Below are 22089 nucleotides of genomic sequence, written 5' to 3'. Positions count from 1 at the left end.
CCTGTACGACCAGGTGAAGGAGCTGAATTCGTCGGTGAGGCCGCCGGTTCGCGCTCTCGTGAAATCCAGTGAACTCGGCAGCTTCGTCAGCGAGGCGTTCCAGGCCCGGAAGGTCGAGATCAGCTTCCTCGGCTACACCGGTGAGACGCTCATCAACGCCCTCTACCACCGGCTTGAAGACCTCCTTGACACCCCCGGGCCAACCCGACGGGTATCGATCCGCATGATGGTGCCGGACTTCGGGCTGCCGATGATCGTGCCGTCCAAGGTCGGGGACGACAACGCGCCTGAGGACAACGAAGCCTTCCGCCGGCGGATCGAGCAGCGCTGCAGCGACTACGACGACCAGCTGTCCGAACTGGCCGCCAGGCTCACGGCCACGCGCCGCCTGTCGGTCAAGTGCGAGTACCGCCTCTACCCAGGCATCCCGCGCGACAAGATCTGCATCTTCAACCGCAAGCAGGTGCTCCACGGCCTGTACGACCTGTCCGCACGGATGCACTACATGGGGACCGAGTACTACGACCCCAAGGGCTTCAGAGCCGACCTCAACGTGTGGTCGCTGGAAGGCACGACCGCCTCGGCAGCGGCCGTCGCCACGTGGAACAAACACTTCGACGATCTGTGGACGCTGGCGGCCATGCCGAGGTGGGGACGCCGGGCGGCGGCCTGACGGCAGGCGGGCGTCCTCGGCGCAGTGCGTACCCTCGACGCCATGAGTGAGCCCGGCCTGCGTGAGCGCAAGAAGCAGCGGATGTTCCATGACCTCTCCGAGACCGCCATCCGGCTGTTCCTGGAGAAGGGGTTCGACGCCGTGTCCGTCGCCGAGGTCGCGGCCGCCGCCGAGGTGTCGAAGCCGACGTTGTTCCGGTACTTCCCGACCAAGGAAGACCTGGTGCTTCACCGGATCGCCGATCATGAGCAAGAGGCCGCGCGTATCGCCGCCCAGGGGCCCACGCCCGTCGCCGCCCTGCGCCGGCACTTCCTCGACGGGCTCGAGCGGTCCGACCCCGTCACCGGGCTCAACGATCATCCGGCCGTCCTCGCCTTCCACTCCCTCCTCTACGGCACCCCCTCCCTCGTCGCCCGCGTCCACGCCTACCAGGAGCGTTCCGAGGCCGCGCTCGCCGAGGCGCTCGGGGGAGGGCTGGAGGCGCGGCTCGCCGCCGGGCAGATCGTCGCCGTCCAGCGGATCCTCGCGCTGGAGAACTGGCGGCGGATCGCGGCCGGGGAGTCGATCGAGGAGGTGCGGTCGGATGCCGTACGCGCGGCCGAGCGGGCGTTCGACATGCTGGCCGCGGGTTTGCCCCGGTTCGCCTGAGCGGCGGCTCCGAATCGGCGAGATTCGGTTAGAAATTTAACTCGGTTACGTTTTATTGCGTACCCTCATCCCCATGACGTCAGCCGACCCCGCCCTGAAAGAGTCCCTCCACCACGAGCGCGCCCACCACGACCGCTGCCGTACCGCCCTCGCCGCCATGGTCGACGGCGCCCAGGAACACGTCGTCACCGGTGAGGACGTCTCCGCCTCCGGTGCCGACGCCGCGGTGCTCGGGTACCGGCTGAGGAGCCAGGCCAAGGCGATGCGCGAGCTGCCCGAAGGGCCCCTGTTCTTCGGGCGGTTGGACTTCTCGGCCGACGCCGACGCCGGTGACCACTCCGAGCAGAGCTACCACATCGGGCGGCTGCGGATCACCGAGGCGCCCGCCGCCCCGCCCCTGGTCGTGGACTGGCGCGCGCCCGTCTCCCGCGCCTTCTACCAGGCGAGCGCCCGGGACCCGCGGGGCGTCGCGGTCCGGCGGAGGTTCGGGTGGGCGGCCGGCAGCCGGGGCGACTCCGCCGATCTCACCGGGCTGGAGGACGAGCGTCTGGGGCAGGGGGAGTCGCGGGTCAGCGGGATCGTGGCGCGCGAGATCGAGCGGCCCCGGGTCGGGCCCATGCGGGACATCGCGGCCACCATCCAGCCCGAGCAGGACGATCTCGTACGGGGCGGGATCGGCCAGTCCGAGTCCGTGTGCGTGCAGGGGGCTCCGGGCACCGGCAAGACCGCCGTCGGGCTGCACCGCGCCGCCTATCTCCTCTACACCCACCCGCAGCGCATCCGGCGCGGCGGACTCCTCATCCTCGGACCCAACCGCACCTTCCTCACGTACATCGGCGAAGTGCTGCCCGCCCTCGGTGAGACCGGCGTAAGGCAGTCCACCCTCCAGGAGGAGATCGGCCGGCATCCGGTCACCGGGACGGACGGGGAGGGGACCGCCCTCGTCAAACACGACGCGCGCATGGCCGAGGTGCTGCGCCGGGCGCTGTACGCCCACGTGTCCAGCCGCGACGTCAAGTCCCTGGCTGTCAAGGACGGTTCGTATCAGTGGCGGGTGGGCGCCGGCGAACTCGTGGGGATCGTCGAGGACGTGCTCGCCGAGCAACCGCCCTACGCCGTCGGAAGGGAGCGGGTACGGACCCGGGCCGTGCGGGCGCTGCAGCTGCGGGCCGAGCGGCGGGCCGGGCCGCAGCCGAACGCCTGGGTGCAGAAGATCTCGCGGGCGCGGGCGGTCGGCGCGTACGTCGACGCGGTGTGGCCGCGGGTCCGCCCGGAGGAGGTCGTCACTCAACTGCTGTCCGAGGCAAGTGTGTTGAGGAGAGCCGCCGACGGACTGCTGGACGACGACGAACAGCGGGCGCTGCTGTGGGCGAAGCCGCCGCGCTCGTGGAAGTCTGCGCGCTGGTCCGCCGCCGATCTCGTCCTCATCGACGAGGTCACGGGACTGATCGAACACCCCGAGGGGTACGGCCATCTCGTCGTCGACGAGGCGCAGGACCTCTCCCCGATGGAGTGCCGGGCGATCGCGCGCCGGGCGCGTTTCGGTTCGCTGACCGTCCTCGGCGATCTGGCGCAGGGCACCACGCCGTGGGCCGCGCGGTCCTGGGGGACCGCCCTCGGTCACCTGGGGAAGCCGGACGCGGCGGTCGTGCCGCTGACGACCGGGTTCCGGGTGCCCGAGGCCGTCGTAGGACTCGCCAACCGCCTGCTGGAACGGCTCGACGTGGACGTGCCGGCCGGGCGGTCCCTGCGCACCGACGGGGAGTTGAGGGTGCGTAAGGCGACGGGGGATGTGTGCGGGGTGGTCGTGGAGACGGTGCGTGACGCGCTCGGGCGGGAGGGGTCCGTGGGGGTCGTAGCCGCCGACGCGGACGTGGAGCGGGTGGGGGCGGCGCTCGAAGCGGCCGGGATCGAGGTCGCGGGGCCGGACCAACTGCGGGCGCGGGTCAGCCTCGTACCGGCCGGTCTGGTCAAGGGACTCGAGTACGACCACGTGGTCGCCGTCGAGCCGGCGGCGATCGCGGAGGCGGAGGCGCGCGGGCTGCACCGGCTGTACGTGGTGCTCACCCGGGCTGTGTCGCGGCTGGACGTGGTGCACGGGCGGCCACTGCCCTTCTAGCCGGGTTGCGAGGGGGAGTGGCCGCCCTGGGGCAGGCGGCTGGGTTACGAGGGGACAGTGGCCGCCCTGGGTCAGGCGGCCGGTCACGAGGCGGCGGCGGGCCGCCCGTATGTCAGGCGGGGGAGTCCAGTAGCGGGATCAACTGCTCCTCCTCATACGTGAGATGGGCCTCCAGGTCCAGCGTCAGGCGCTCGACGTCGGCGCGGGCGGCGGCGGGGTCGGTGTCGGCGGCCGAGACGGCTCGGCGGAGGTCGACGACGAGGGTGGCGATGCGGTCGTGCTCCTCGCGCAGGCGACGCAGCGCCGGACCTGCCGACGGGTGGCGGTCCTCGACGAACGGGAACAGGGCCATGTCCTCGCCGGAGTGATGGTGGTGCAGCCCCTGGCAGAACGTGAGGCAGTTGACGCGCAGTTGGGCACCCAGGGTCGGGCCGTCAGCCGCGGTCATCTCCTCTCTGATCAGGGCGAGTTCGCGGCGGAAGGCGTCGTGCACGACCTTGATCGCCTCGGCGGGGGAGGAGGCGTTGACGTTCGGTGGACCGCCGTTCGCGATCTGGTGCAGCGCGACCACGGGGATGATCCGCGTGGTCTTCCTCTGGTACGCCGCCCAGCCCTCGTCGGCCTCCACCGCCCGCGCCCAGGCCCGCTCGCGCTCCTCGCCGGTCAGGACGACGGCCCGCGCCGAGTAGGTGAACGAGCCGCTCTCCACGGTGACTTGGGGCTCGGCGCGGAGGTTGACGTACCAGTCGGGGTGTTGGTCGGCGCCTCCGGCGGAGGCGATGACCAGGACGCGGTCGCCGCCGTCGGGGAGGTAGCCGACGGGGGTGGTGTGCGGGGTGCCGGTACGGGCCCCGGTGGTGGTGAGCAGGAGCAGCCGGGCCTGCGCGAAGTGGCCGGTCAGACGGCCCTTGTTGGCGCGGAACTCGTCGATGACGCGTTGGTTGAAGTCGTTGACCCGTTGGTTGACGTCGTTGGCCTGCTGGTTGAGATCGTTGGGCACTCTGTCTTCTTCCTTCATCTTTCTCTCTCGTTCCGGTGGGGGAAGGCGGAGAGAAAGACGGCGGGCTCCTGGCCCGCCCTGGCCTCACTCGGAGGCCGGGCACCCAACTCGCTCACGGCACGAGGCCGACCCGGCAGTCATGGGAAGGGACGGTAGCGTCGGCCCCATGACTGACGCCAGCGAATTCCAGGACGTCCCGACCACCACCCTCGCCGACCTCCTCGGCCGTGAGCAGGTCATGGACATCGGCATCCGTCCGCTGTGGGGGCCGGTAGGTCGAGTCGCCGGGCCTGCCTTCACCGTGCGGTGCCCGCCTGGGGACAACCTCATGCTCCACGCGGCGATCCACCGCGCGGAGTCCGGTTCGGTCGTGGTCGTGCAGTCCGGCGACCTGGACTGGGCGCTGGCGGGCGGCAACGTCTGCGCGGTCGCCCAGCGGCGGGGCATCGCCGGGTTCGTGCTCGACGGTCTGATCCGCGACCTCGCGGAGGTCCGTGAGGCCGGGTTCCCGGTGTTCGCCCGGGGTGTCATCCCGATCCCGGGAACGAAGTCCGCGGTGGCGCCGCTGGGGGAGCCGGTGGTGTGCGGTGGGGTGCGGGTGTCGGCCGGGGACGTCGTGGTGGCGGACGAGGAGGGCGTGGTCGCCGTGCCCGCCGCCCGCCTCGACGAGATCCTCGCGGCGGCCCGGGCGAAGCTCGCCAAGGAGGCCGCCGAGTCCCTGGACGAGTGGGAGTCGGCACACCGGTCCCGCATCGACAAGATCCTGGCGGAGCAGGGCTTCGAGGGCTGAGCCGGTTGCGATGCCGCTCCCGGTGCTCCTCTTCCTCGACATCGACGGCACACTGATCCCGTTCGGCGCGACCGATCCGTACCCGTCATACAGGTCCCGTCACGCACCACCGGAAACCGCCGACGCACACCCCCTGCTGAGCCGCGTCCATCCCGGCCTCGGGGCGCGGCTTACGGCCCTGGGCTGCGAGCTCGTCTGGGCGACGACCTGGCTGACCGACGCGAACACCTGCCTCGCACCATGGCTCGGCCTGCCGCAACTGCCGCTTGTGGACTGGCCGGACCAGGACGACACGACGGCGCCGCTGCACTGGAAGACCCGGCCGCTGGTGGCCTGGGCGGCGGGCCGTCCGTTCATCTGGATCGACGACGAGCTCACTGACGCCGACCGGACGTGGGTGGCCGCACGGCACCCGGCGCCGGCGCTTCTGCATCGCGTCGACCACCGGTACGGCCTGGTCCAGGTGGAAGGCAGGACCCGAGCGACCGGCATGCAGTCCGCGCCGGGTCGAAGCCGCGGCCCTTCTGTCGCCGGTCAGTGGATCACGCGGCTGGAGCGGGTCGGCGATCCGAGCTGCACGCAACCCGGCGGATATATATACTGGATATTGCCCTTGAATAAAGGAGTCCAGTATGAGTGTGACCACGATCGACCTTGATGACGATGCGCTGGAGAAGGCCATGCGGGTCGCTGGCGGTGGGACCAAGAAAGACGTGGTCAATGCCGCCCTTCGTGAGTACGCCGAACGCCATGAGCGGGCCGCGCTCGTGGCCAAACACTTCCGCGTCGCCCAGCAGTGGGACTACGAGGGCTGGCAGCGGCGCCGCGTCGAGGACAAGCAGGGCGGCGTGTGATCCACTACCTGCTCGACTCCTCGGGTCTGTGGCGCCTCTTGCGCGAGGAGCGACTGAGGGACGCGTGGCTGGAGACCACCACCCTCCGGGCCATCGGGTCGTGCGCCGCCCAGCGGGCCGAGTTTCGGCGCTCGGCGCGCAACGCCGTGGAGTACGAGGCCATGGGGGAAATGTTCACCGATCTGTATCCCGACGTACCTCTTCCGAAGAGGTTGTGGGACTGGGTCGACACAGCCCAGTACGCTCTCGCCGAGAAGGGCGCCCTCGGTGCGGCCGGGCCGCTCGACCTGATGATCTGCGCGACCGCCGTGCATTATGGACTGACTGTCCTGCACGACGACGCCGATTTCGTCACCGTGGCGCGTTTCCTGCCCGACGTCAGTGAGCGTAATGTGCGCAACGTCCCGGGTTTCTAGCATCCTTGGCCGGCGTCGATGCCCGCGGGGCTTCCGCGCGGTCTCGCTGAAGGTGAGGCGGTGTGAGCGCCTGACGTGGTGTGTCTCAGTGTGGGCGAGAGGGGAGCGGGGCGGCGGTCTCGCTCAATCCGCGGCAGTCTGGCTGGCGTGGCGTCGATCAGCCTCGCAACAGGCGCAACGCCTGATCACCGCGCTCAGGGCACTGTTCGTCGGCCTCAGCCAGGGCATCCCCTCGGTCTTGCCCCTGGCGCCGATGAGCGGTACTTCGCCGACATCGCCCGCGCTCTGGCATCCGGGCGTCCCTCATCGATCATGATGGGGATGCTTCGTGAGGGGCAGTCAGGACGAGGTCTCCTCGGGTTCACCGTCGTGAGTCAGATCTGCGACGACTTCCACCAGGCCGACAAGGCCGTTGCGGAGCCATGGGAGCGTGATGCCTCGGGTAGCCCCGGCCAGCAACCCCGCCGCCGTCGGCGAACACCTCCACCAAGCGCGCAGCGACCGCCGGGCGGTGCACTCGCGGATGCCGGTAGCCGCCCAGCCACCGCACGTTCGCCATCAGCACCGCCTCCGGCGTGCCCACCCGTTGGAAATCCCAGCCCACCGCTCGGCAAGCCGCCGCCGTCACGGCGAACTTCGCCGCGTCATCCGGCTCGATCCGCTCATCCGGACGCACATCCACCACCAGGCCCGTGCCGTCGGCGCGGCGGACGGCCGCACCCGCTTCCCATTCGCGCGGGTCCACGGCAGCCGGAACGGCTGCGAAGCCATGCCCGTCACCAGCGGACCAAAGTCGAGCAGCATCAGACGGTCGCGCTCCAGCCACGACTCATAGCCCACATGCCCGCCGCAGGTCGCCGACCAGTACCAGCCGCACCAGTTGCCCTGACCACGAAACGCCGGAAACCGGCGCTATGGCCGCACCGACTCGAACCGCACCGGCCACAACCGGCTCAAAGGCCCCCGCTCGCGCACCCCGGCTGTGCTGACGTACTCCAGCTCGAGGACCTCCGCCGGCACCTCAGTCCCGCTCTTCTGTAGGCATGTGCGGCCGGGTAGAGACAGGACTGTCCGGTCTCGCTGAAGGTGAGGCAGCGTGAGTGCTTGACCTGGGGTGCCTCAGTTTGAGTGAGACGGGGGCGGGTCGGCTGTCTCGCTCAAACTGAGGTGTCGCCCGGCCAGGGCGGCGCCATTCGGGACCGCCGAGGAGTCTCAGGCTGGCCCTGTCCTATGAAGATCGCGGTTCGCGATCCTTGCTCAGTGCGTCAGATCGAGTACGGCCGTACAGTGCGGATCGTCCTCCGGCTCCTCCAACAGTTCCCGCTCCTGCGACCGGGAGAACACCTCCGCGATCACGGCTGGTCCGGCCTCCGTAAGCCGGACATCGCAGCCCACGACGTCGGGATCACCCTGATGACGTACGTACAGCCGCATCCGGCCCTCGCTCAGATACAGGAAGCCGACCAGCAGTGACTCGGCCTTCTTTCGCTCCTCGTAGCCCGGAGCCGGACAGTTCAGTGCGGTGAGCAACGCGTGCGCCCGGTCCTCCAGTCGCTCCTCGCCGGGCACCTCCTCCGAGAGCCTGATCAGCGGCGTATCGAGGACGGTGCCCACTTGACCACCGGAGTAGAACCGCACCTCACCCGCCTCGTGCCGTACACGGCTGACCGCCTCCCATGGGAGCAACACCTCGTCCGGCTGGAAGAGCGGGATCTCGTAGATGGTGAGGAGATCACCGACGGTCGCCTTGCGGTCGCCGAGCGCGATCCGCACGGTCGGCGCCCCGTCGGGGCCGGGGAGGACGCCGCGGACACGCATCTTCTTCACGATCGGTGCCTGCGTGTAGAGGATCAAGTGGCCGGTCACGTCGGCCTGTGCCACGGCCACTTCCCACGGCGTCATTGCGGGCGTCTCCCTGTTCAGCGCTTGAACTTGGTGGCGGACTGGTTCATCCAGTTCGGGCACTTCCTCATGCCCTTGCAGTAGGCGGTGATGACGCCGATCATCTGCCCACTTCCGGCGTCGTACCGCTTGTCCTGAGTACGGCGGGTGACCTGCGCTTTGACGATGATCTTCACTTGGGGGTGCGTGCCGTCAAAGGCGTAACCCCAGTATTCCAGGCCCCCCTTGCCGTCGTTCTTGTCCGCCTTGCCGTTCAGGGGAGCGTTGACGATGCGGCAGGTACGGATGTTGTGGTTGCTGGAAAAGTGGGCCCAACCCAGTTCACTGTTCCCGATACGGGTGGGTACGTTCCGCCCGTCCAAGTCCTTCTGCTGGCACTTCTTGGTCTTGTTCCAGTGGGGGGTGTCGGCGTGCGCGGCTCCCGTCTGTCCCAAGGCCACGACGGCAGCCGAGAGGGTGACGAGCGATGCTTTCGTGATCCTCTTCATGCACCTGACCATGTCACACAACTGTGGCCCGACTCATCCCGATTTCAGTGCAGCGGCTGCAGCTTCGAGAGAGCTGTGGGCCGCGTCGGCAAGGGCGTTCTTCTCAGCGGCGTCCTGGATGGTGTGCGCGATGACGCGGAGCTGTTGGATGAACCAGGGCTTGGCCGTTGTGCGCAGAGTGCTCTCGTTGGGGAGCCGTCGTGTGAACTCCGCGTGGAAGGCCCGGAAGTCTTCCTCGTCGGTGTACATGGCCAGACGGCGCCAGTACGGAGAGGCGTAGAGGGCCATGCTCGTGACGATCTCCGGATAGAACGCGGCATAGCGTTTGGGGTCCCAGGGCCGGACGCTGCGGGTAGGGCGGGGCTGGAGCCGGACGAGGCGGCGGGAGAGGTCGCTGATCCGGTAGCCGTGCTGCATGAGGACGTGCCAGAACAGTGAGCACTGCGCGTAGCACGGGTTGAGCACGTGGGGACCGTGGCGGCGAAGGAGCCGGTAGTGGCGCTGTTGGGCGGCGACGATCTCGGGGAGGTCGGCGAGGTCGAACTGGGTGGCAGGGGACTCGACGGCCCGGCCGATCCAGAGGCGGTGAGGGACGCACTCCGCGACCCCGGCCACCGGGCGAACCTGCGTGGCCGCCGACAGCAGTCCGGCTTCCAGTTCCACCGCCAACTCCCGGCGCCAGATCAGATGGAAGAGCACCGGGAGCACGGCGATCGGATCACCCACCGCACGGACCCCCGCCAGAAGACCCCGAGGCCGGGCGAAAGCCGCCCGCAACTCCACTGCCACCGGCTCTCGCCGCACCCGCGGATGCCGGTAGCCCGACAACCAGCGCAGATTCGCCGCCAGTACCGGATCGAGCACACCCACCCGCTCAAAACCCCAGCCCACCCGCGCGCAGGCCGCCGCCGTGACCTCGAACTTCACCGCGTCCTCGGGCTCGATCCCGTCGTCGGGACGCACGTCCAGCACCACACCGGTGCCGTCCCGACGGCGCACGAAGTAGTCCGGCGTATGGCTGGTCCGCCGAGCCCGGCCACCGGACCGCCACGAGAACCGGAACGGCTGTGACGCCATCGCCACCACATCCGGATCACAGTCCAGCCGCATCAGCTGACCGAGTTCCACCCACGACTCGTAACCCACCAACTCGGCACCCGTAGCAGCCCAGTACCAGCCGGGAAAATTGCGTTGACCGGGGTACGACGGGAACGTCCGCACCTGCCCGGCCGCCTCGAAACGCGCCGGCCACATCACTTCAAGCGGCCCCGCATGCAGGTCACCGCGAGCGTCGACGTACTCCAGCCGGAAGTCCTCCTCCTCCACCAGCCACCCCCACCCGGCGCTGTCCACGTACGACGACCGTAGACAGCCAAGCGTGGCAGCGGCTCAGAAAGAGCGAGACCGAACAGAAGATGGCCAAGGTTGACTGAGACACACAGCCAGATGGCCTGGATAGACCGAGATTGGGCCGCCTTCAGCGAGACAGGTCAAGGACAGACAGGACACTCAGTCACGCGCATCCGTCCGAGTGGTGTGGCGCACTATTGCAAGCATGTGCTTGCAATAGTTAGCGACGGTGTTGCACAGTGGAGGCATGGCAACGCTCAACGTCGGCAATCTCGGTGAGTACCTGCGTGAACAGCGGCGCAACGCGCAGCTGTCGCTCAGGCAGCTCGCCGATGCCGCCGGGGTGTCCAATCCGTATCTGAGCCAGATCGAGCGCGGGCTGCGCAAGCCGAGCGCGGAGGTGTTGCAGCAAGTAGCCAAGGCGCTGCGGATCTCCGCCGAGACGCTGTATGTGCGGGCCGGAATACTCGACGCGGAGCGCGACCGCGACGAGGTGGAGACGCGCGCGGTCATACTCGCCGACCCCACGCTCACCGAGCGGCAGAAGCAGGTCCTGCTGCAGATCTACGAGTCGTTCAGAAAAGAGAACGGCTTCGGGGCCGAGGACGGCGAGGCAGACGCGGTGGCCCGGGCGAACGCCGCGGTCGCCGAGGCCGTGGCGTCCGGCGACGGCGCGGTGGACACCGAGGGCGACGACACCGCCGTACGACGCCCCGCCCGCAAGGGCACCGAGGCGGCCGAGAACCGCGCGGCCGGTGGACGTGAGTCCGCCGCGCGCCGCACCCGCACAGCCGACGGCAGCGACGCCGCACCGTACGACCCGCAGCAGCCCGCCAGTTGAGCGAGGCCGCTGCGGCACCCAAAACCCTCAGCCGCATGTGATCCGGGAGGACCATCACCATGGCCATCACCGACGACCTCCGCAAGACCCTCAGCGACCCCACGCCGCTCTACTTCGCGGCCGGCACCGCCGACCTGGCCTTCCAGCAGGCCAAGAAGGTGCCCGGTCTGGTGGAGCAGCTGCGCGCCGAGGCCCCGGCCCGTATCGAGGCCGTCCGCAGCACCGACCCGAAGGCCGTCCAGGAGAAGGCCCAGGCCCGTGCCAAGGAGGCGCAGGCCCGCGTCAGGGAGACGCAGGAGTCCTTCCAGGCCAAGGTCACCGAGTTCATCGCCTCCCTCGACGGTGACATCAAGAAGCTCGGCTCCACGATCGACGCCGACCTGAAGAAGTTCGGCGAGTCCGCCCAGGACTTCGCGCTGCGCGGTGTCGGCGTGGCCGCCGAGTACGCCGTCAAGGCCCGTGAGACCTACGAGAAGGTCGCCGAGCACGGCGAGCAGGCCGTGCGCACCTGGCGCGGCGAGGCCGCCGAGGGCATCGAGTCCGTCGCCGAGGACGTCGAGGAACTCGCGATCGCCGTCGAGCCGAAGCCCGAGCCGGCCGCCGTCAAGGACGAGCCCGCCGCGGCCCAGCCCGCTGCCGCCGCGGCCAAGAAGGCCCCCGCCAAGAAGGCGCCGGTCCGCAAGCCCACCACCACCGCGAAGAAGACCACCCCGCCCGCCAAGTGACACGAACGGGTGACGAAGAACAGGCCGGGCACTCCTGGAGTGCCCGGCCCGTTCTCTGTGTAGCGGGAACGCCTGAACGGGTACGGTGACCGCGTAAGGACTAGCCGATTCGGGTGGTGGACGTTGTGCTGATGTCGGGCTTCGCAGGGTTCATGTGGCTGCTCTACCTCGCCATGCTGGTCCTCGCCGTGGTGGCGCTCCTCATGGCGGCCCTCTTCCGCGACGACGCCTACCGCGCCGCCGACAAGCAGAACAAGGGCTTCTGGCTGATCATCCTGGGTATCGCGGTGGCGGTGAACCTGTTGATCCCGATGCTCTTCCTCCAGCTCGCCGGCCTGGTCGCCTCCATCGTCTTCTTCGTGGACGTCCGCCCCGCCCTCAGGCAGGTCTCGGGTGGTGGCTTCGGCCGCAGAAGGGGCGGCGGCAGCAGCAGCGACGGCCCTTACGGCCCCTGGAACGGCGGCCGCTGAGACTCCCCGGAGGACAAGCGCGCCCCTCAGGGGCACGACAACAACCCTCAGGGGCCCGGCGACCGCGCCCCTCAGAGGCCCGGCGCCCGCGCCCATCAAGGGTCCGGCGACCGCGCTCAGCCCTCCCGGTCCAGCAGCAGCACCGCGACGTCGTCCGTCAGCTCGCCCCCGTTGAGCTCGCGCACCTCGTTCACCGCGGCCCGCAACAGCTCCTCGCCGCCCAGTCCCTCGGCGAGCAGCCGGCGCACGATCTCCACCATGCCGTCCTGCCCGAGCCGCTCCCGCCCCTGACCGACATGCCCCTCGATGAGCCCGTCGGTGTAGAGCATCAGGCTCCACTCCGGCCCCAGCTCCACCTGCATCCGCGGCCACCGGGCCCCGGGCAGCAGACCGAGAGCCGGCCCGTTGTTGTCGTACGGCAGCAGCTTCGGAGCCCGTCCCGGCCGGGCGACCAGCGGCGAGGGGTGCCCGGCGAGACACAGCCCGGCCCGCCGCCCGTCCGGGGCGATGTCCACCGTGCACAGGGTCGCGAAGATCTCGTCGTCGGACCGCTCGTGTTCGAGCACTTGCTGGAGCGTGTTCAGCAACTGGTCCCCGCTCAGCCCCGCGAGCGTCAGCGCGCGCCAGGCGATCCGCAGTTCCACCCCGAGCGCGGCCTCGTCGGGGCCGTGCCCGCAGACGTCACCGATCATGGCGTGCACGGTCCCGTCCGGGGTCCGTACGACGTCGTAGAAGTCCCCGCCGAGCAGCGCGCGCGAGCGCCCGGGCCGGTAGCGCGCGGCGAACCGCAGCGACGAACCCTCCAGCAGCGGGGTCGGCAGCAGCCCGCGCTCCAGGCGCCGGTTCTCCTGCGCCCGTACCCGCCCCTCGGCCAGCCGCCGCTCGGCCGTGTCGGAACGTTTCCGCTCCACGGCGTACCGCACCGCCCGGCTCAGCAGCCGCCCGTCCAGCTCGTCCCGGAAGAGATAGTCCTGGGCGCCCACCCGCACGGCCTCCGCGCCGCGCTCGGCGTCACCGGACGGGGCCAGGGCCAGCACGGCGTGCCGGGGGGCGAGGCGCAGCACGTGCTTGAGCACGGCGAGTTCGTCCTCGTCGTCGCCACGCCCCGGCAGCGCGAGGTCCAGCAGGATGCAGTGGACGTCGTCGGTCAGCAGCCGCTCCGCCTCGGTGAGGTTGCGGGCGTGGCGGACGCGGATCGGCTTGTCGGCCGGGTCCTGCGGTTCGGGCACGACAGCGGAGCCGCCGGGATCGTTCTCGATCAGCAGCAGCGTGAGGTGGGTGGTGGCGTTGTTGTCGACCGTGGCTTCCTTGTGCGGGGACCGGTGCGTGGAGGGACCGCCGTGGGGCGCGGCCTGCGCCCGACCGCTCTCCGCGGCCGGGATCGCTCGCTGCCGCGGTATGGGTACGGGCATCGTCCTGACTTCCTTCCCTCCCCCCGAGGGCGCGGTGGGGCGAGGGACCTCGATCCACCGACGGGGACCATAGCGGTAGTCGGCGGCTGAGCGGAATGGTGTGAGCCACGTCGCCCGTACACCGGCCACCGTCATATGCCGCGTTCCGTACCGCAGTTGGACAGCACACCCCACCAGGCGGAATGACGAAGGTCACGTCCGCTGGGGGTTTGAAACCGACCCGGGGTGCCCTGTGTCACGTGACCGCGGTCTCAGGCGTCCGGCCGCACCACGCCCAGGATCGGCATGGACCCGGCCCCCGCGATCGTCACCGTCCGCCCCGGCCGCGGGGCGTGCACGATGGTCCCGTCACCTATGTACAGGGCGACATGACTGGCGTCGTCGAAGTAAATGATCAGATCCCCCGGACGCATGTCCTTGATGTCCACGTGCTTGAGCTGCTTCCACTGCTCCTGCGAGGTCCGCGGAATGGGATGCCCGGCATCCAGCCAGGCCTGCGACGTGAGCCCCGAGCAGTCGTACGACTTGGGCCCCTCGGCGCCCCACTCATAGGGCTTCCCGATCTGCTGGGTGGCGAAGGCGACGGCCTTCTTCCCCGCCTCGGAAGCGGACCCCTTGATCTCGTCCAACACCCCGGTGCCGAGCCAGGCGCTCTGCGCCTTGTAGGCGGCTTCCCGCTCCAACTCGGCGAGCCGCTCCTTCTCCTTCTCCTCCAGCCGGGACTCGAGCTTCTCGGCGGCCGCGATCTGCTTCTTGATCTGCTTGCGGGCGGACTCCTTGGCCTTCCTGTCGGCCTCCAGCTTCTGCCACTGAGCGGAGGCGTCCGTCGCGTACTGCTGCAAGTCCTCCTGTGTACGGGTCAGTTCGCCGATGAGCCCCTTGGCCGCCCGCTCGCCCTGCAGCACCCGCCCGGCCCCGTCCAGGAACTGCTGCGGATTGTCGCTGAGCAGCAACTGCGCCTCGTCGGGCAGTCCCCCGCTCCGGTACTGCGCGGCAGCCGCGGCCCCCGCCCGCTTCTTCAACTCGTCGAGCTTCTTCTGCCCTTCGACGATCTTCTTCGCCAGATCGACGATCGCGGCGGACTGCTTCCGCGCCCGCTCCTCGGCGGCGTTGTAGGAGTCCGTGGCAACGGCGGCGTCGTGGTACAGCCCATCGAGCTGCTCCCGGACGGCCTCAAGGTCCTTGCCCGGCGCGGAGACCGAAGGCGTCGGCTCCGGACTGGCGAACGCGACCCCCGGTACGGCCAGTACGGCAACCACACACGCCACGGCCGTGGCCAGCAACCGACGCTTGGCCGCACCCATACCGCTTCCCCCCACCTGATTTACCGTCAGTAACATACGAGCCTGGAGGATCGTGCCACGATCAAGCACAAAACGACAGACCCAGGCTCCCGACGATCTCCCCGCCCCTGTGACGAACCACCCCCACAGATCGTTCCCCCCGGTTCAGCGCGGAGCCAACGCCCCCCACTCCACCGTCACTTCACCCTGCCGCCACCGCCCGACCCCATCCACGAGCGGCCAGTCACCGGCCAGATACCGCACCGCCTGAATCCACCGCTGCCGAGCGCCATAAGAAGCCAGAGGAGCGGCGGTAGCCCACGCACGATCGAAGTCCCGCAAAAACTCAAAAACCGCCTGTCCCGGCACATTGCGATGGATGAGAACCTTCGGCAACCGCGCCGCCAGCTCGGACGGACGCTCCAACGACCCCAGATGGGCCGCAAAGGTGACGGTCCGCGGCCCCTCCACCCCCAGAGCGACCCACACATGCCGCCGCCCCACCTCGTCACAGGTCCCCTCGACAAGCAGCCCCCCGGGAGCAAGCCGCCCGCGCAACCGCTCCCAGACGCCGGCCACCTCTTCCTCGTCGTACTGCCGCAACACGTTGGCGGCACGAATCAGCGAAACCCGCCCACTCACCGGAATCTCAAACCCGCCATGCACAAACACGAGCCCGTCCCGCTCATACGGCTTGGCAGCCGCCACGCGAGCCGGCTCGATCTCGACCCCCACCACCCGCACACCCGGCGCAACGCCCCGCAGCCGCTCCAGCAACTCCACAGCGGTCCACGGCGAGGCCCCGTACCCAAGGTCAACCGCGACGGGATCCCCCACCCGCCGCAGCTCGCCCCCCACCACATGGGCGATCCACCGATCCATTCGCCGCAGCCGATTGGGATTCGTGGTCCCGCGAGTGACGCTGCCCACAGGACGGGACACGGCGGCGCGGCTGCTCATACCGAGAGGGTATGCGCCCGCACCGGCGCAACGGCGAGAAGGGGACGTGGGAGGGGGTGTCCGCCCGCGGCGTCGGGCGTCCGACACCGCGCACCGCCCAACGAACGGCACCGCCCGACCGGGGACGGACACCCCCCCGGCGCGGCACTGACCCCCAACGGCGAGCAGTGCGCAACGCAAGCCCCCACTCAACCCCCGCAGGCCGCCGCGGGCACTCGCCCCCTCCCGACCGGCGCAGGCCGCCGCGGGCACTCGCCCCCTCCCGACCGGCGCAGGCCGCCGCGGGCACTCGCCCCCTCCCGGCCCGCGCAGGCCGCCGCGGGCACTCGCCCCCTCCCGGCCCGCGCAGGCCGCCGCGGGCACTCGCCCCCTCCCGACCCCCGCAGGCCGCCGCAGGCGCTCGCCCCCACCCAACCCCCGCAGCCCGCCGCAGGCACCAGCACCGACCACCCGAACGGTTGAGCGACCCCCGGTAATACCCAGGCAAAATCCGCACCCCCAGGAATGGGAACCCGCCCCTCCGCTGTTGCACCCCCTTGGAGGGGTTCACCCACCCTCCACCAAGGCATGCCCGCTGCAAGGAGGACCGCCAAGTGAGCCAGTACGTCAGCAGGCTCGGGCGACGCTCCCCGGCCCCGCCCACACGCCTGAGGCTCCACCGCCGCCCCCGCCGCGTAGCCATGCTCTCGGTCCACACCTCCCCACTCCACCAGCCCGGCACCGGCGACGCGGGCGGCATGAACGTCTACATCGTCGAACTCGCCCAGCGTCTCGCGGCCATCAACATCGAGGTGGAGATCTTCACCCGAGCCACCGCCGCCGCCCTCCCCCCCACCGTCGAGCTGGCCCCCGGCGTCCTGGTCCGCCACGTCGACGCCGGCCCCTACGAGGGCCTGGCCAAGGAGGACCTCCCCGCCCAGCTCTGCGCCTTCACCCACGGCGTGATGCAGGCATGGGCCGGCCACCGCCCCGGCCACTACGACCTCGTCCACTCCCACTACTGGCTCTCCGGCCACGTCGGCTGGCTCGCGGCCCAGCGCTGGGGCGTCCCCCTCGTGCACGCCATGCACACCATGGCCAAGGTCAAGAACGCCAACCTCGCCGAAGGCGACACCCCCGAACCCGCGGCCAGGGTCATCGGCGAGACCCAGATCGTGGACGCGGCCGACCGCCTCATCGCGAACACCGCCGAAGAGGCGACCGAGCTGATCGACCACTACAGCGCCGACCCCGCCAAGGTCGCGGCGGTCCACCCCGGCGTCAACCTCGACCGCTTCCGCCCCGCGGACGGCCGAGCCGCGGCCCGGGCCCGCCTCGACCTCCCCCAGGACGCCCTGATCCCGCTCTTCGCCGGCCGCATCCAGCCCCTCAAGGCCCCGGACATCCTCCTCCGCGCGGTGGCGGCGCTCCTCGACGAGCGCCCCGACCTCCGCTCCCGCATCGTCGTCCCCGTGGTCGGCGGCCCCAGCGGCAGCGGCCTCGCCAAGCCGGAGGGCCTGCAGAAGCTCGCCGCCCGCCTGGGCATCGCGGACGTCGTACGGTTCCGCCCGCCCGTCGGCCAGGAGCAGCTGGCGGACTGGTTCAGGGCCGCGTCCGTCCTGGTCATGCCGTCGTACAGCGAGTCCTTCGGCCTGGTGGCCATAGAGGCACAGGCGGCCGGCACCCCGGTCCTCGCGGCAGCGGTGGGCGGCCTCCCGGTGGCCGTCCGAAACGAGGAGACCGGTTTCCTGGTCCGAGGCCACAACCCCACCGACTACGCCCGCGTACTCCGCTCCTTCGCCGACGACCCCACCCTCACCCCCCGCCTGGGCGCGGCGGCGGCCGCGCACGCGCAGAGCTTCGGCTGGGACACCGCGGCTGCCGCCACTGCGGACGTCTACACGGCCGCGATGCAGGCGCACCGCCGTCGCGTACGCTCGCAGCATGGCTGACGAAGCGAGGGTGGCGCAGGTCGTCGAGGACGCGCTGAAGGACGCCGAGGTCGAGTGGGAGAGCCCCGCCCCCGGCAACTACGTGGCGCAACTCCCCGGCACCCGCAAGCTGAAGACGACGGTCTCCCTCCTCGTCGGCCGTCACTCCCTCTCCGTCAACGCCTTCGTCATCCGCCACCCCGACGAGAACGAGCCCGGCGTCCACCGCTGGCTCCTGGAACGCAACCTCAAGCTCTACGGCGTGAGTTACGCGGTGGACCACCTCGGCGACGTCTACGTCACCGCGAAACTCCCCCTCTCCGCGGTCACCCCGGAGGAGATCGACCGTCTGCTCGGCCAGATCCTGGAAGCGGCGGACGGCAGCTTCAACACGCTCCTGGAGCTGGGTTTCGCCTCGGCGATCCGCAAGGAGTACGCCTGGCGGGTGTCCCGGGGCGAATCGACGCGCAATCTCGACGCGTTCACCCACCTGACCCAGCGCCCCGCTGACTGAATTCAGGTCCGTACCTGAGAAACCCCTAATCCACCTCTGAGCAACCTCTGCGCGCCCCCTTCCCGGCAAGGGATCGCCGTGGCATGCTCACGGCCGACGCAGATCTGAACGTCGTTCACATCCATGAAGAGCCGCATGGAAGGACGTACGGAATGAGCACCGCGCACCACGGCATGACCAGACGGAGCCTGCTGGCCGGAACCACGGCGGTGGCGGCAGCCGCGATCACCACCACACCGGCGCTCGCCGCGCCCCGGTCAACAGCCGGCCAAGTCCCCGCCCTCTGGCGGGAGTTCGTCCGAACCCCCTTCACGCACCCCCAGATCCCCTACATCGGAAGGGCCGGCTACCGAGGCGGGGCGGAGCGCTTCCCCCGCCGCCCCGCCGTCGTCGACGTGCGCCGCTACGGAGCCGTGGCGGACGGCACGACCGACTGCGCCCCCGCGATCAACCGTGCCATCGCCGCCGCCGGACGGGCCGGCGGTGGCACGGTCTCCATCCCACCCGGCACCTTCCGCATCGACGGCCTGATCCAGATCGGCTACGACAACGTCGTGCTGCGCGGCGCCGGAAGCGCCCGCACCACCCTCCACGTCACCAAGAACCTCACCGAACTGATCGGCGTGTACGGCTCCCGCTACGGCGGCACCAAGTCGGCCTGGTCCTGGGCGGGCGGCCTCATCTGGCTGGCGCCCAAGGCCCGTTGGGACTCCCTGGTGGCCGCGATCAGGGCCCAGGCCTGGCCCTTCGAGGGCTGGACCGGCAACAAACGGGACGAGTGGCGCACCCTGACCCCCGTCGAACCCGCCCGCCAGGGCGACTGGACGGTCACCGTCGCCGACCCCAACCACCTCCGCCCCGGCGCCCTGGTCCTCCTGCGCATCGCCGACGACGCCACCCACACCCTGCTCCAGCACATGTCGGGCGGCGGCCCCGGCCCGGCGGCGTACTACTGGGAGGACAAGACCAAGCTCCTCTCCTACGTCCCCTACGAGTGGCCGGTCCGCATCGCCCGCGTCCGAGGCCGCAGAGTCACCCTCGAACGCCCCCTGCCCCTGGACCTGCGCCCCGAATGGAACCCACAACTCACCACGCACGTAAGCGAGTTGACCGGCTCCGGCGTCGAGGGCCTCACCCTGGACGTGATGGAGACCCCCCAGTCCCCGCACCTCCTCGACAAGGGCTACAACGGCGTCGTCCTCCAATGCGCGTACGACTGCTGGGTGGACGACGTGACGGTCCGCAACGTCGACAACGGCTTCGGCCTGGTCGCCGCCTCCTCCTGCACCCTGCGCCGCACGCGCGTGGGCGGCCGGGGCGAACACCACCCGTACTTCTGCCGTGAGGGCTCGCACGACAACCTGATCGAGGACTTCACCATCGAGCAGCGCACGGTCCCGGCCCGGTCCGACACCCAGCTGCACGGCATCAACGTCGAGGGCCTGTCCTCGTACAACGTGTGGTCGCGCGGGGACATGCAGATGGGCACCTTCGACTCCCACCGCGGACTGCCGTTCGCCAACGTCCGCACCGACATCACCGTCAACAACAACGGCCGCCACGGCGGCGACGCGATTGCCGGTCCGCTGTACGGCGCCCGCTTCACCCACTGGAACATCCGCGACACCAACCACCGGGCGGGCCTGGTGAAGATCGACGGTCTGGCCCCGTGGAGCGCGACCGTCGGCCTCGACGAGTGCTCGGAGTTCGACCAGATCGACGTCCCCGACTTCACCGGCGATCTGCACGCGCGGCTGGAGCTGTACCCCACGACCGACACCGTACGACCGCGCAACCTGCACGAGGCTCAGCGCGCGGCGATCCGGTAGCGCCCCGGCGGCACCCCCACCAACTTCCGGAAGTGGCGCGTGAGATGGGACTGGTCGAAGAATCCCGTCGCCGCCGCCACCTCGCCCGGCGCCCGCCCGTCCAGCAGGAGGCGGCGGGCCCGGTCGACACGGCGGGAGGTGAGGTACTGGTGCGGGGCGATGCCGTACGCGGTGCTGAACGCCCGTACCAGATGGGCGGGATGGGCGTGCAGGAGCTCCGCGGCGGCGTCCAGGCCGAGCCCGTCGACGACGTGCTCGTCGAGGAGTTCCCGCAGCCGGCGGGCGAGGACGGGGTCGGGCCGCGCGGGCCGAGTCCCCTGTCCCGGCCGCAGCAGGTCCCGCAGCCGGTCGCCGATCAGCGTCAGCCGGCTCTCGGCCTCCAGCTCCTCGCCCGGCCGCCCGAGCGCGGTGTGCAGCTGCCCGACCCGCCGGCGCAGCGTCGGATCGCGCAGGTCGGGGCCGTCGACGGCGGCCCCGATGAGGTCGTCGCCGAGCCGGGTGTCGTCGAGGTAGACGACCCGCTTGCGGAAGCCGTGCGGGGTGGCCGGTGAGCCGTTGTGCGGGACGTGCGGCGGCAGCAGGGTGACCGTGTCGTGCGGGGTGCCGTGCTCGTGCCGGTCGAGGTCGTACCGTACGGCCCCGTCGTCCACGATGAGCAGCGTCCACGCCTCATGGACGTGCATGGGGTAGGCGTACTCGGTGAAGTGCGCGTGGAAGACCTCCACCACGCCCCGCACCCGGGGGCGCCAGGCGGAGACCTCCGGTCGGGAGCGCTGAGCGGCCATGCAAAAAACGTACAAGACGGGGCCGTGAGCGGATCGGCAGTCTCGGAGTATGAGCGACACACCCATCCGGTTCGACACCAAGATCGCCGTCCTGCTGCGCGAGGACCTGGAGACCTGGCAGCGCCTGAACGTCACCGCGTTCCTGGTCAGCGGCCTCGGCAGCACGGTCCCCGAGGTGATCGGCGAGCCGTACGAGGACGCGGACGACGTGCAGTACCTGCCGATGTTCCGCCAGCCGGTCCTGGTCTTCGAGGGCACGAAGGAGACCCTGACGGCGGCCCACGCGCGCGCCCTGTCCCGGGCGCTCCCGCGCGCCCTGTTCACCTCCGACCTCTTCGCGACCGGCCACGACGCGGACAACCGGGCGGCCGTACGGGCCGTCGGGACGGCCGAGCTGGATCTGGTCGGGCTCGCGGTGTACGGGCCGAGGAACGCGGTCGACAAGGTGCTGAAGGGGGCGCGGATGCATCCGTGAGGGAAGGTGGACGGAATCTGCACAAGGCGTGCGCAACCGCCGTGCGGTCACGGGGCGTTGGTGCCGGGTTGTCCCTGTTCGGCGCGACCGGGACACCGCCCGTCCATGCCCTGTGCGGCCCTCCGCGTGGAGAACCCGGCCCCAATTGGTGTACGTCCCCTCACGGTTCGTTCGCCGAGGCGTCCAACCGCCGTGCCCCGCAGGCCGGTCGACTGGATGCCGGGCACGCTCCGTGGTTTGATCCTGCGCACCGCGGCCCGTCGTCTGTCCCCTCAGCCGAGCCGTTTCCCCTGGTACATCCATGCGAAGGGCAGTCCCCTCATGAACTCCGCTCCCCAGGTCCAGACCCTCGAGATCTCCGACGCCGAGCTCGACGCCGTCTCCGGCGGCCTGAGCCCGCAGATCGGTGTCGCCGTCGGCTCGACCACCCTGAGCAGCGCGGGCATCCTGGCCGAGGTGGACTCGGTCAAGGCGACGGCCCTGGGCGCCGTCGACGGCGCCCTCGCCGCGCTGCCCCACCAGATCGGCGTGAACGTCAGCTTCTGACGGGCGTCGGCCCCTGACGGCCGCACACGACACGAGCCCCCTGCCGCAGGAGAAGTGCGGGCGGGGGGCTCGCTCGCGTGTGGCCACCGGGGGCGGAGG

Annotated in this window: 22 protein-coding genes and 1 pseudogene; 15 read left to right on the top strand and 8 right to left on the bottom strand. The window is 70.4% G+C overall.

The annotated features are described in order from the left end of the window. The first annotated feature begins 399 nt into the window (after positions 1 to 399). The 3 genes from MKW14_RS41570 (at position 400) to MKW14_RS23525 (ending at position 3440) form a co-directional block, all read left to right on the top strand. Positions 400 to 723: a hypothetical protein gene (locus MKW14_RS41570; RefSeq protein WP_374116589.1), complete on the top strand. Its 324-nt coding sequence runs from the start codon at positions 400 to 402 to the stop codon at positions 721 to 723. After that, complete coding sequence (locus MKW14_RS23530) at positions 716 to 1321, top strand: TetR/AcrR family transcriptional regulator (RefSeq protein WP_240865143.1); 606 nt, start codon at positions 716 to 718, stop codon at positions 1319 to 1321. Before MKW14_RS41570 ends, MKW14_RS23530 begins: the two co-directional genes overlap by 8 nt. A gap of 73 nt (positions 1322 to 1394) precedes the next feature. After that, positions 1395 to 3440, top strand: coding sequence for a HelD family protein (locus tag MKW14_RS23525; RefSeq protein WP_240865142.1), 2046 nt, complete (start codon positions 1395 to 1397; stop codon positions 3438 to 3440). 112 nt (positions 3441 to 3552) lie between these two features. On the opposite strand, the gene MKW14_RS23520 is transcribed toward MKW14_RS23525, so the two are convergent. Beyond that, on the bottom strand, positions 3553 to 4440 hold the full coding sequence (locus tag MKW14_RS23520; protein ID WP_240865141.1) for a nitroreductase/quinone reductase family protein: 888 nt from the start codon (positions 4438 to 4440) through the stop codon (positions 3553 to 3555). 166 nt (positions 4441 to 4606) lie between these two features. On the opposite strand from MKW14_RS23520, the gene MKW14_RS23515 reads away from it, so the two are divergent. The 4 genes and pseudogenes from MKW14_RS23515 (at position 4607) to MKW14_RS23500 (ending at position 6500) form a co-directional block, all read left to right on the top strand. Beyond that, entirely contained in the window at positions 4607 to 5230 is a 624-nt protein-coding gene (locus MKW14_RS23515) for an RraA family protein (RefSeq protein ID WP_240865140.1), read from the top strand. Positions 5231 to 5252: 22 nt separating this feature from the next. Next, positions 5253 to 5699 (top strand): annotated as a pseudogene (locus MKW14_RS23510) (HAD domain-containing protein); the annotation flags it as partial. Between the two features lie 163 nt (positions 5700 to 5862). Then, positions 5863 to 6084, top strand: a complete 222-nt coding sequence (locus tag MKW14_RS23505; RefSeq protein ID WP_240865139.1) for a type II toxin-antitoxin system VapB family antitoxin — start codon at positions 5863 to 5865, stop codon at positions 6082 to 6084. After that, positions 6081 to 6500, top strand: coding sequence for a PIN domain-containing protein (locus MKW14_RS23500; RefSeq protein WP_240865138.1), 420 nt, complete (start codon positions 6081 to 6083; stop codon positions 6498 to 6500). Before MKW14_RS23505 ends, MKW14_RS23500 begins: the two co-directional genes overlap by 4 nt. Positions 6501 to 7757: 1257 nt before the next feature. Here MKW14_RS23500 and MKW14_RS23495 read toward each other — a convergent pair. The 3 genes from MKW14_RS23495 to MKW14_RS23485 are packed head-to-tail and all read right to left on the bottom strand — an operon-like array spanning position 7758 to position 10243. After that, the gene (locus MKW14_RS23495; RefSeq protein ID WP_240865137.1) at positions 7758 to 8402 is read right to left on the bottom strand and encodes a hypothetical protein; all 645 of its coding nucleotides are present in this window, start codon (positions 8400 to 8402) and stop codon (positions 7758 to 7760) included. Positions 8403 to 8419: 17 nt separating this feature from the next. Further along, entirely contained in the window at positions 8420 to 8890 is a 471-nt protein-coding gene (locus MKW14_RS23490) for a hypothetical protein (protein WP_240865135.1), read from the bottom strand. Between the two features lie 33 nt (positions 8891 to 8923). Further along, on the bottom strand, positions 8924 to 10243 hold the full coding sequence (locus MKW14_RS23485) for a TnsA-like heteromeric transposase endonuclease subunit (RefSeq protein ID WP_240865134.1): 1320 nt from the start codon (positions 10241 to 10243) through the stop codon (positions 8924 to 8926). Between the two features lie 244 nt (positions 10244 to 10487). Between MKW14_RS23485 and MKW14_RS23480 the strand changes: the two genes are divergently transcribed. The 3 genes from MKW14_RS23480 to MKW14_RS23470 all read left to right on the top strand — a co-directional run bounded on the left by MKW14_RS23480 (position 10488) and on the right by MKW14_RS23470 (position 12276). After that, positions 10488 to 11081 carry a helix-turn-helix domain-containing protein gene (locus tag MKW14_RS23480; protein WP_240865132.1) on the top strand — a complete coding sequence of 198 codons (594 nt, stop codon included), beginning with the start codon at positions 10488 to 10490 and terminating at the stop codon, positions 11079 to 11081. A 59-nt stretch (positions 11082 to 11140) separates the two neighbouring features. Next, entirely contained in the window at positions 11141 to 11806 is a 666-nt protein-coding gene (locus MKW14_RS23475) for a hypothetical protein (protein WP_240865131.1), read from the top strand. Between the two features lie 131 nt (positions 11807 to 11937). Next, positions 11938 to 12276 carry a DUF2516 family protein gene (locus MKW14_RS23470; RefSeq protein WP_276621570.1) on the top strand — a complete coding sequence of 113 codons (339 nt, stop codon included), beginning with the start codon at positions 11938 to 11940 and terminating at the stop codon, positions 12274 to 12276. Between the two features lie 116 nt (positions 12277 to 12392). Here MKW14_RS23470 and MKW14_RS23465 read toward each other — a convergent pair whose 3' ends face one another. The 3 genes from MKW14_RS23465 to MKW14_RS23455 all read right to left on the bottom strand — a co-directional run bounded on the left by MKW14_RS23465 (position 12393) and on the right by MKW14_RS23455 (position 15931). Beyond that, on the bottom strand, positions 12393 to 13688 hold the full coding sequence (locus MKW14_RS23465; protein ID WP_240865130.1) for a PP2C family protein-serine/threonine phosphatase: 1296 nt from the start codon (positions 13686 to 13688) through the stop codon (positions 12393 to 12395). 251 nt (positions 13689 to 13939) lie between these two features. Continuing rightward, a complete protein-coding gene (locus MKW14_RS23460) occupies positions 13940 to 14992 on the bottom strand; it encodes a C40 family peptidase (protein WP_240865129.1) in 1053 nt (350 codons plus the stop codon). Positions 14993 to 15136: 144 nt separating this feature from the next. Beyond that, a complete protein-coding gene (locus MKW14_RS23455) occupies positions 15137 to 15931 on the bottom strand; it encodes a class I SAM-dependent methyltransferase (protein ID WP_240865128.1) in 795 nt (264 codons plus the stop codon). 593 nt (positions 15932 to 16524) lie between these two features. On the opposite strand from MKW14_RS23455, the gene mshA reads away from it, so the two are divergent. From mshA to MKW14_RS23440, 3 genes are all read left to right on the top strand, one after another. After that, on the top strand, positions 16525 to 17862 hold the full coding sequence (gene mshA / locus MKW14_RS23450; RefSeq protein ID WP_240865127.1) for a D-inositol-3-phosphate glycosyltransferase: 1338 nt from the start codon (positions 16525 to 16527) through the stop codon (positions 17860 to 17862). Continuing rightward, positions 17855 to 18355 carry a type III secretion system chaperone family protein gene (locus MKW14_RS23445; protein ID WP_240865125.1) on the top strand — a complete coding sequence of 167 codons (501 nt, stop codon included), beginning with the start codon at positions 17855 to 17857 and terminating at the stop codon, positions 18353 to 18355. Before mshA ends, MKW14_RS23445 begins: the two co-directional genes overlap by 8 nt. Before the next feature lie 152 nt (positions 18356 to 18507). Further along, positions 18508 to 20184: a glycosyl hydrolase family 28-related protein gene (locus MKW14_RS23440; RefSeq protein WP_240865123.1), complete on the top strand. Its 1677-nt coding sequence runs from the start codon at positions 18508 to 18510 to the stop codon at positions 20182 to 20184. Here the strand turns inward: MKW14_RS23440 and MKW14_RS23435 are convergent. Further along, a complete protein-coding gene (locus MKW14_RS23435) occupies positions 20163 to 20969 on the bottom strand; it encodes a helix-turn-helix transcriptional regulator (protein ID WP_240865121.1) in 807 nt (268 codons plus the stop codon). The genes MKW14_RS23440 and MKW14_RS23435 overlap by 22 nt on opposite strands. A 49-nt stretch (positions 20970 to 21018) precedes the next feature. On the opposite strand from MKW14_RS23435, the gene MKW14_RS23430 reads away from it, so the two are divergent. Beyond that, positions 21019 to 21444, top strand: coding sequence for a DUF2000 family protein (locus MKW14_RS23430; protein WP_240865119.1), 426 nt, complete (start codon positions 21019 to 21021; stop codon positions 21442 to 21444). 321 nt (positions 21445 to 21765) lie between these two features. Further along, positions 21766 to 21990, top strand: coding sequence for a hypothetical protein (locus MKW14_RS23425; RefSeq protein WP_240865118.1), 225 nt, complete (start codon positions 21766 to 21768; stop codon positions 21988 to 21990). The last annotated feature ends 99 nt before the right edge of the window (positions 21991 to 22089 follow it).

The organism is Streptomyces gilvus, assembly GCF_022513565.1.
In the GTDB taxonomy this organism is placed as follows: domain Bacteria; phylum Actinomycetota; class Actinomycetes; order Streptomycetales; family Streptomycetaceae; genus Streptomyces; species Streptomyces gilvus.
The sequence above is the reverse complement of the archived record's forward strand: the minus strand, read 5'-3'. Positions and strand labels throughout refer to the sequence as shown.

Coding starts and splice junctions, on each gene's coding strand:
- MKW14_RS23530 (WP_240865143.1), top strand. CDS start 716: ATGAGTGAGCCCGGCCTGCGTGAGCGCAAGAAGCAGCGGATGTTCCAT.
- MKW14_RS23525 (WP_240865142.1), top strand. CDS start 1,395: ATGACGTCAGCCGACCCCGCCCTGAAAGAGTCCCTCCACCACGAGCGC.
- MKW14_RS23515 (WP_240865140.1), top strand. CDS start 4,607: ATGACTGACGCCAGCGAATTCCAGGACGTCCCGACCACCACCCTCGCC.
- MKW14_RS23505 (WP_240865139.1), top strand. CDS start 5,863: ATGAGTGTGACCACGATCGACCTTGATGACGATGCGCTGGAGAAGGCC.
- MKW14_RS23495 (WP_240865137.1), bottom strand. CDS start 8,402: ATGACGCCGTGGGAAGTGGCCGTGGCACAGGCCGACGTGACCGGCCAC.
- MKW14_RS23490 (WP_240865135.1), bottom strand. CDS start 8,890: ATGAAGAGGATCACGAAAGCATCGCTCGTCACCCTCTCGGCTGCCGTC.
- MKW14_RS23480 (WP_240865132.1), top strand. CDS start 10,488: ATGGCAACGCTCAACGTCGGCAATCTCGGTGAGTACCTGCGTGAACAG.
- MKW14_RS23475 (WP_240865131.1), top strand. CDS start 11,141: ATGGCCATCACCGACGACCTCCGCAAGACCCTCAGCGACCCCACGCCG.
- MKW14_RS23470 (WP_276621570.1), top strand. CDS start 11,938: ATGTCGGGCTTCGCAGGGTTCATGTGGCTGCTCTACCTCGCCATGCTG.
- MKW14_RS23465 (WP_240865130.1), bottom strand. CDS start 13,688: ATGCCCGTACCCATACCGCGGCAGCGAGCGATCCCGGCCGCGGAGAGC.
- MKW14_RS23460 (WP_240865129.1), bottom strand. CDS start 14,992: ATGGGTGCGGCCAAGCGTCGGTTGCTGGCCACGGCCGTGGCGTGTGTG.
- MKW14_RS23455 (WP_240865128.1), bottom strand. CDS start 15,931: ATGAGCAGCCGCGCCGCCGTGTCCCGTCCTGTGGGCAGCGTCACTCGC.
- MKW14_RS23445 (WP_240865125.1), top strand. CDS start 17,855: ATGGCTGACGAAGCGAGGGTGGCGCAGGTCGTCGAGGACGCGCTGAAG.
- MKW14_RS23440 (WP_240865123.1), top strand. CDS start 18,508: ATGAGCACCGCGCACCACGGCATGACCAGACGGAGCCTGCTGGCCGGA.
- MKW14_RS23435 (WP_240865121.1), bottom strand. CDS start 20,969: ATGGCCGCTCAGCGCTCCCGACCGGAGGTCTCCGCCTGGCGCCCCCGG.
- MKW14_RS23430 (WP_240865119.1), top strand. CDS start 21,019: ATGAGCGACACACCCATCCGGTTCGACACCAAGATCGCCGTCCTGCTG.
- MKW14_RS23425 (WP_240865118.1), top strand. CDS start 21,766: ATGAACTCCGCTCCCCAGGTCCAGACCCTCGAGATCTCCGACGCCGAG.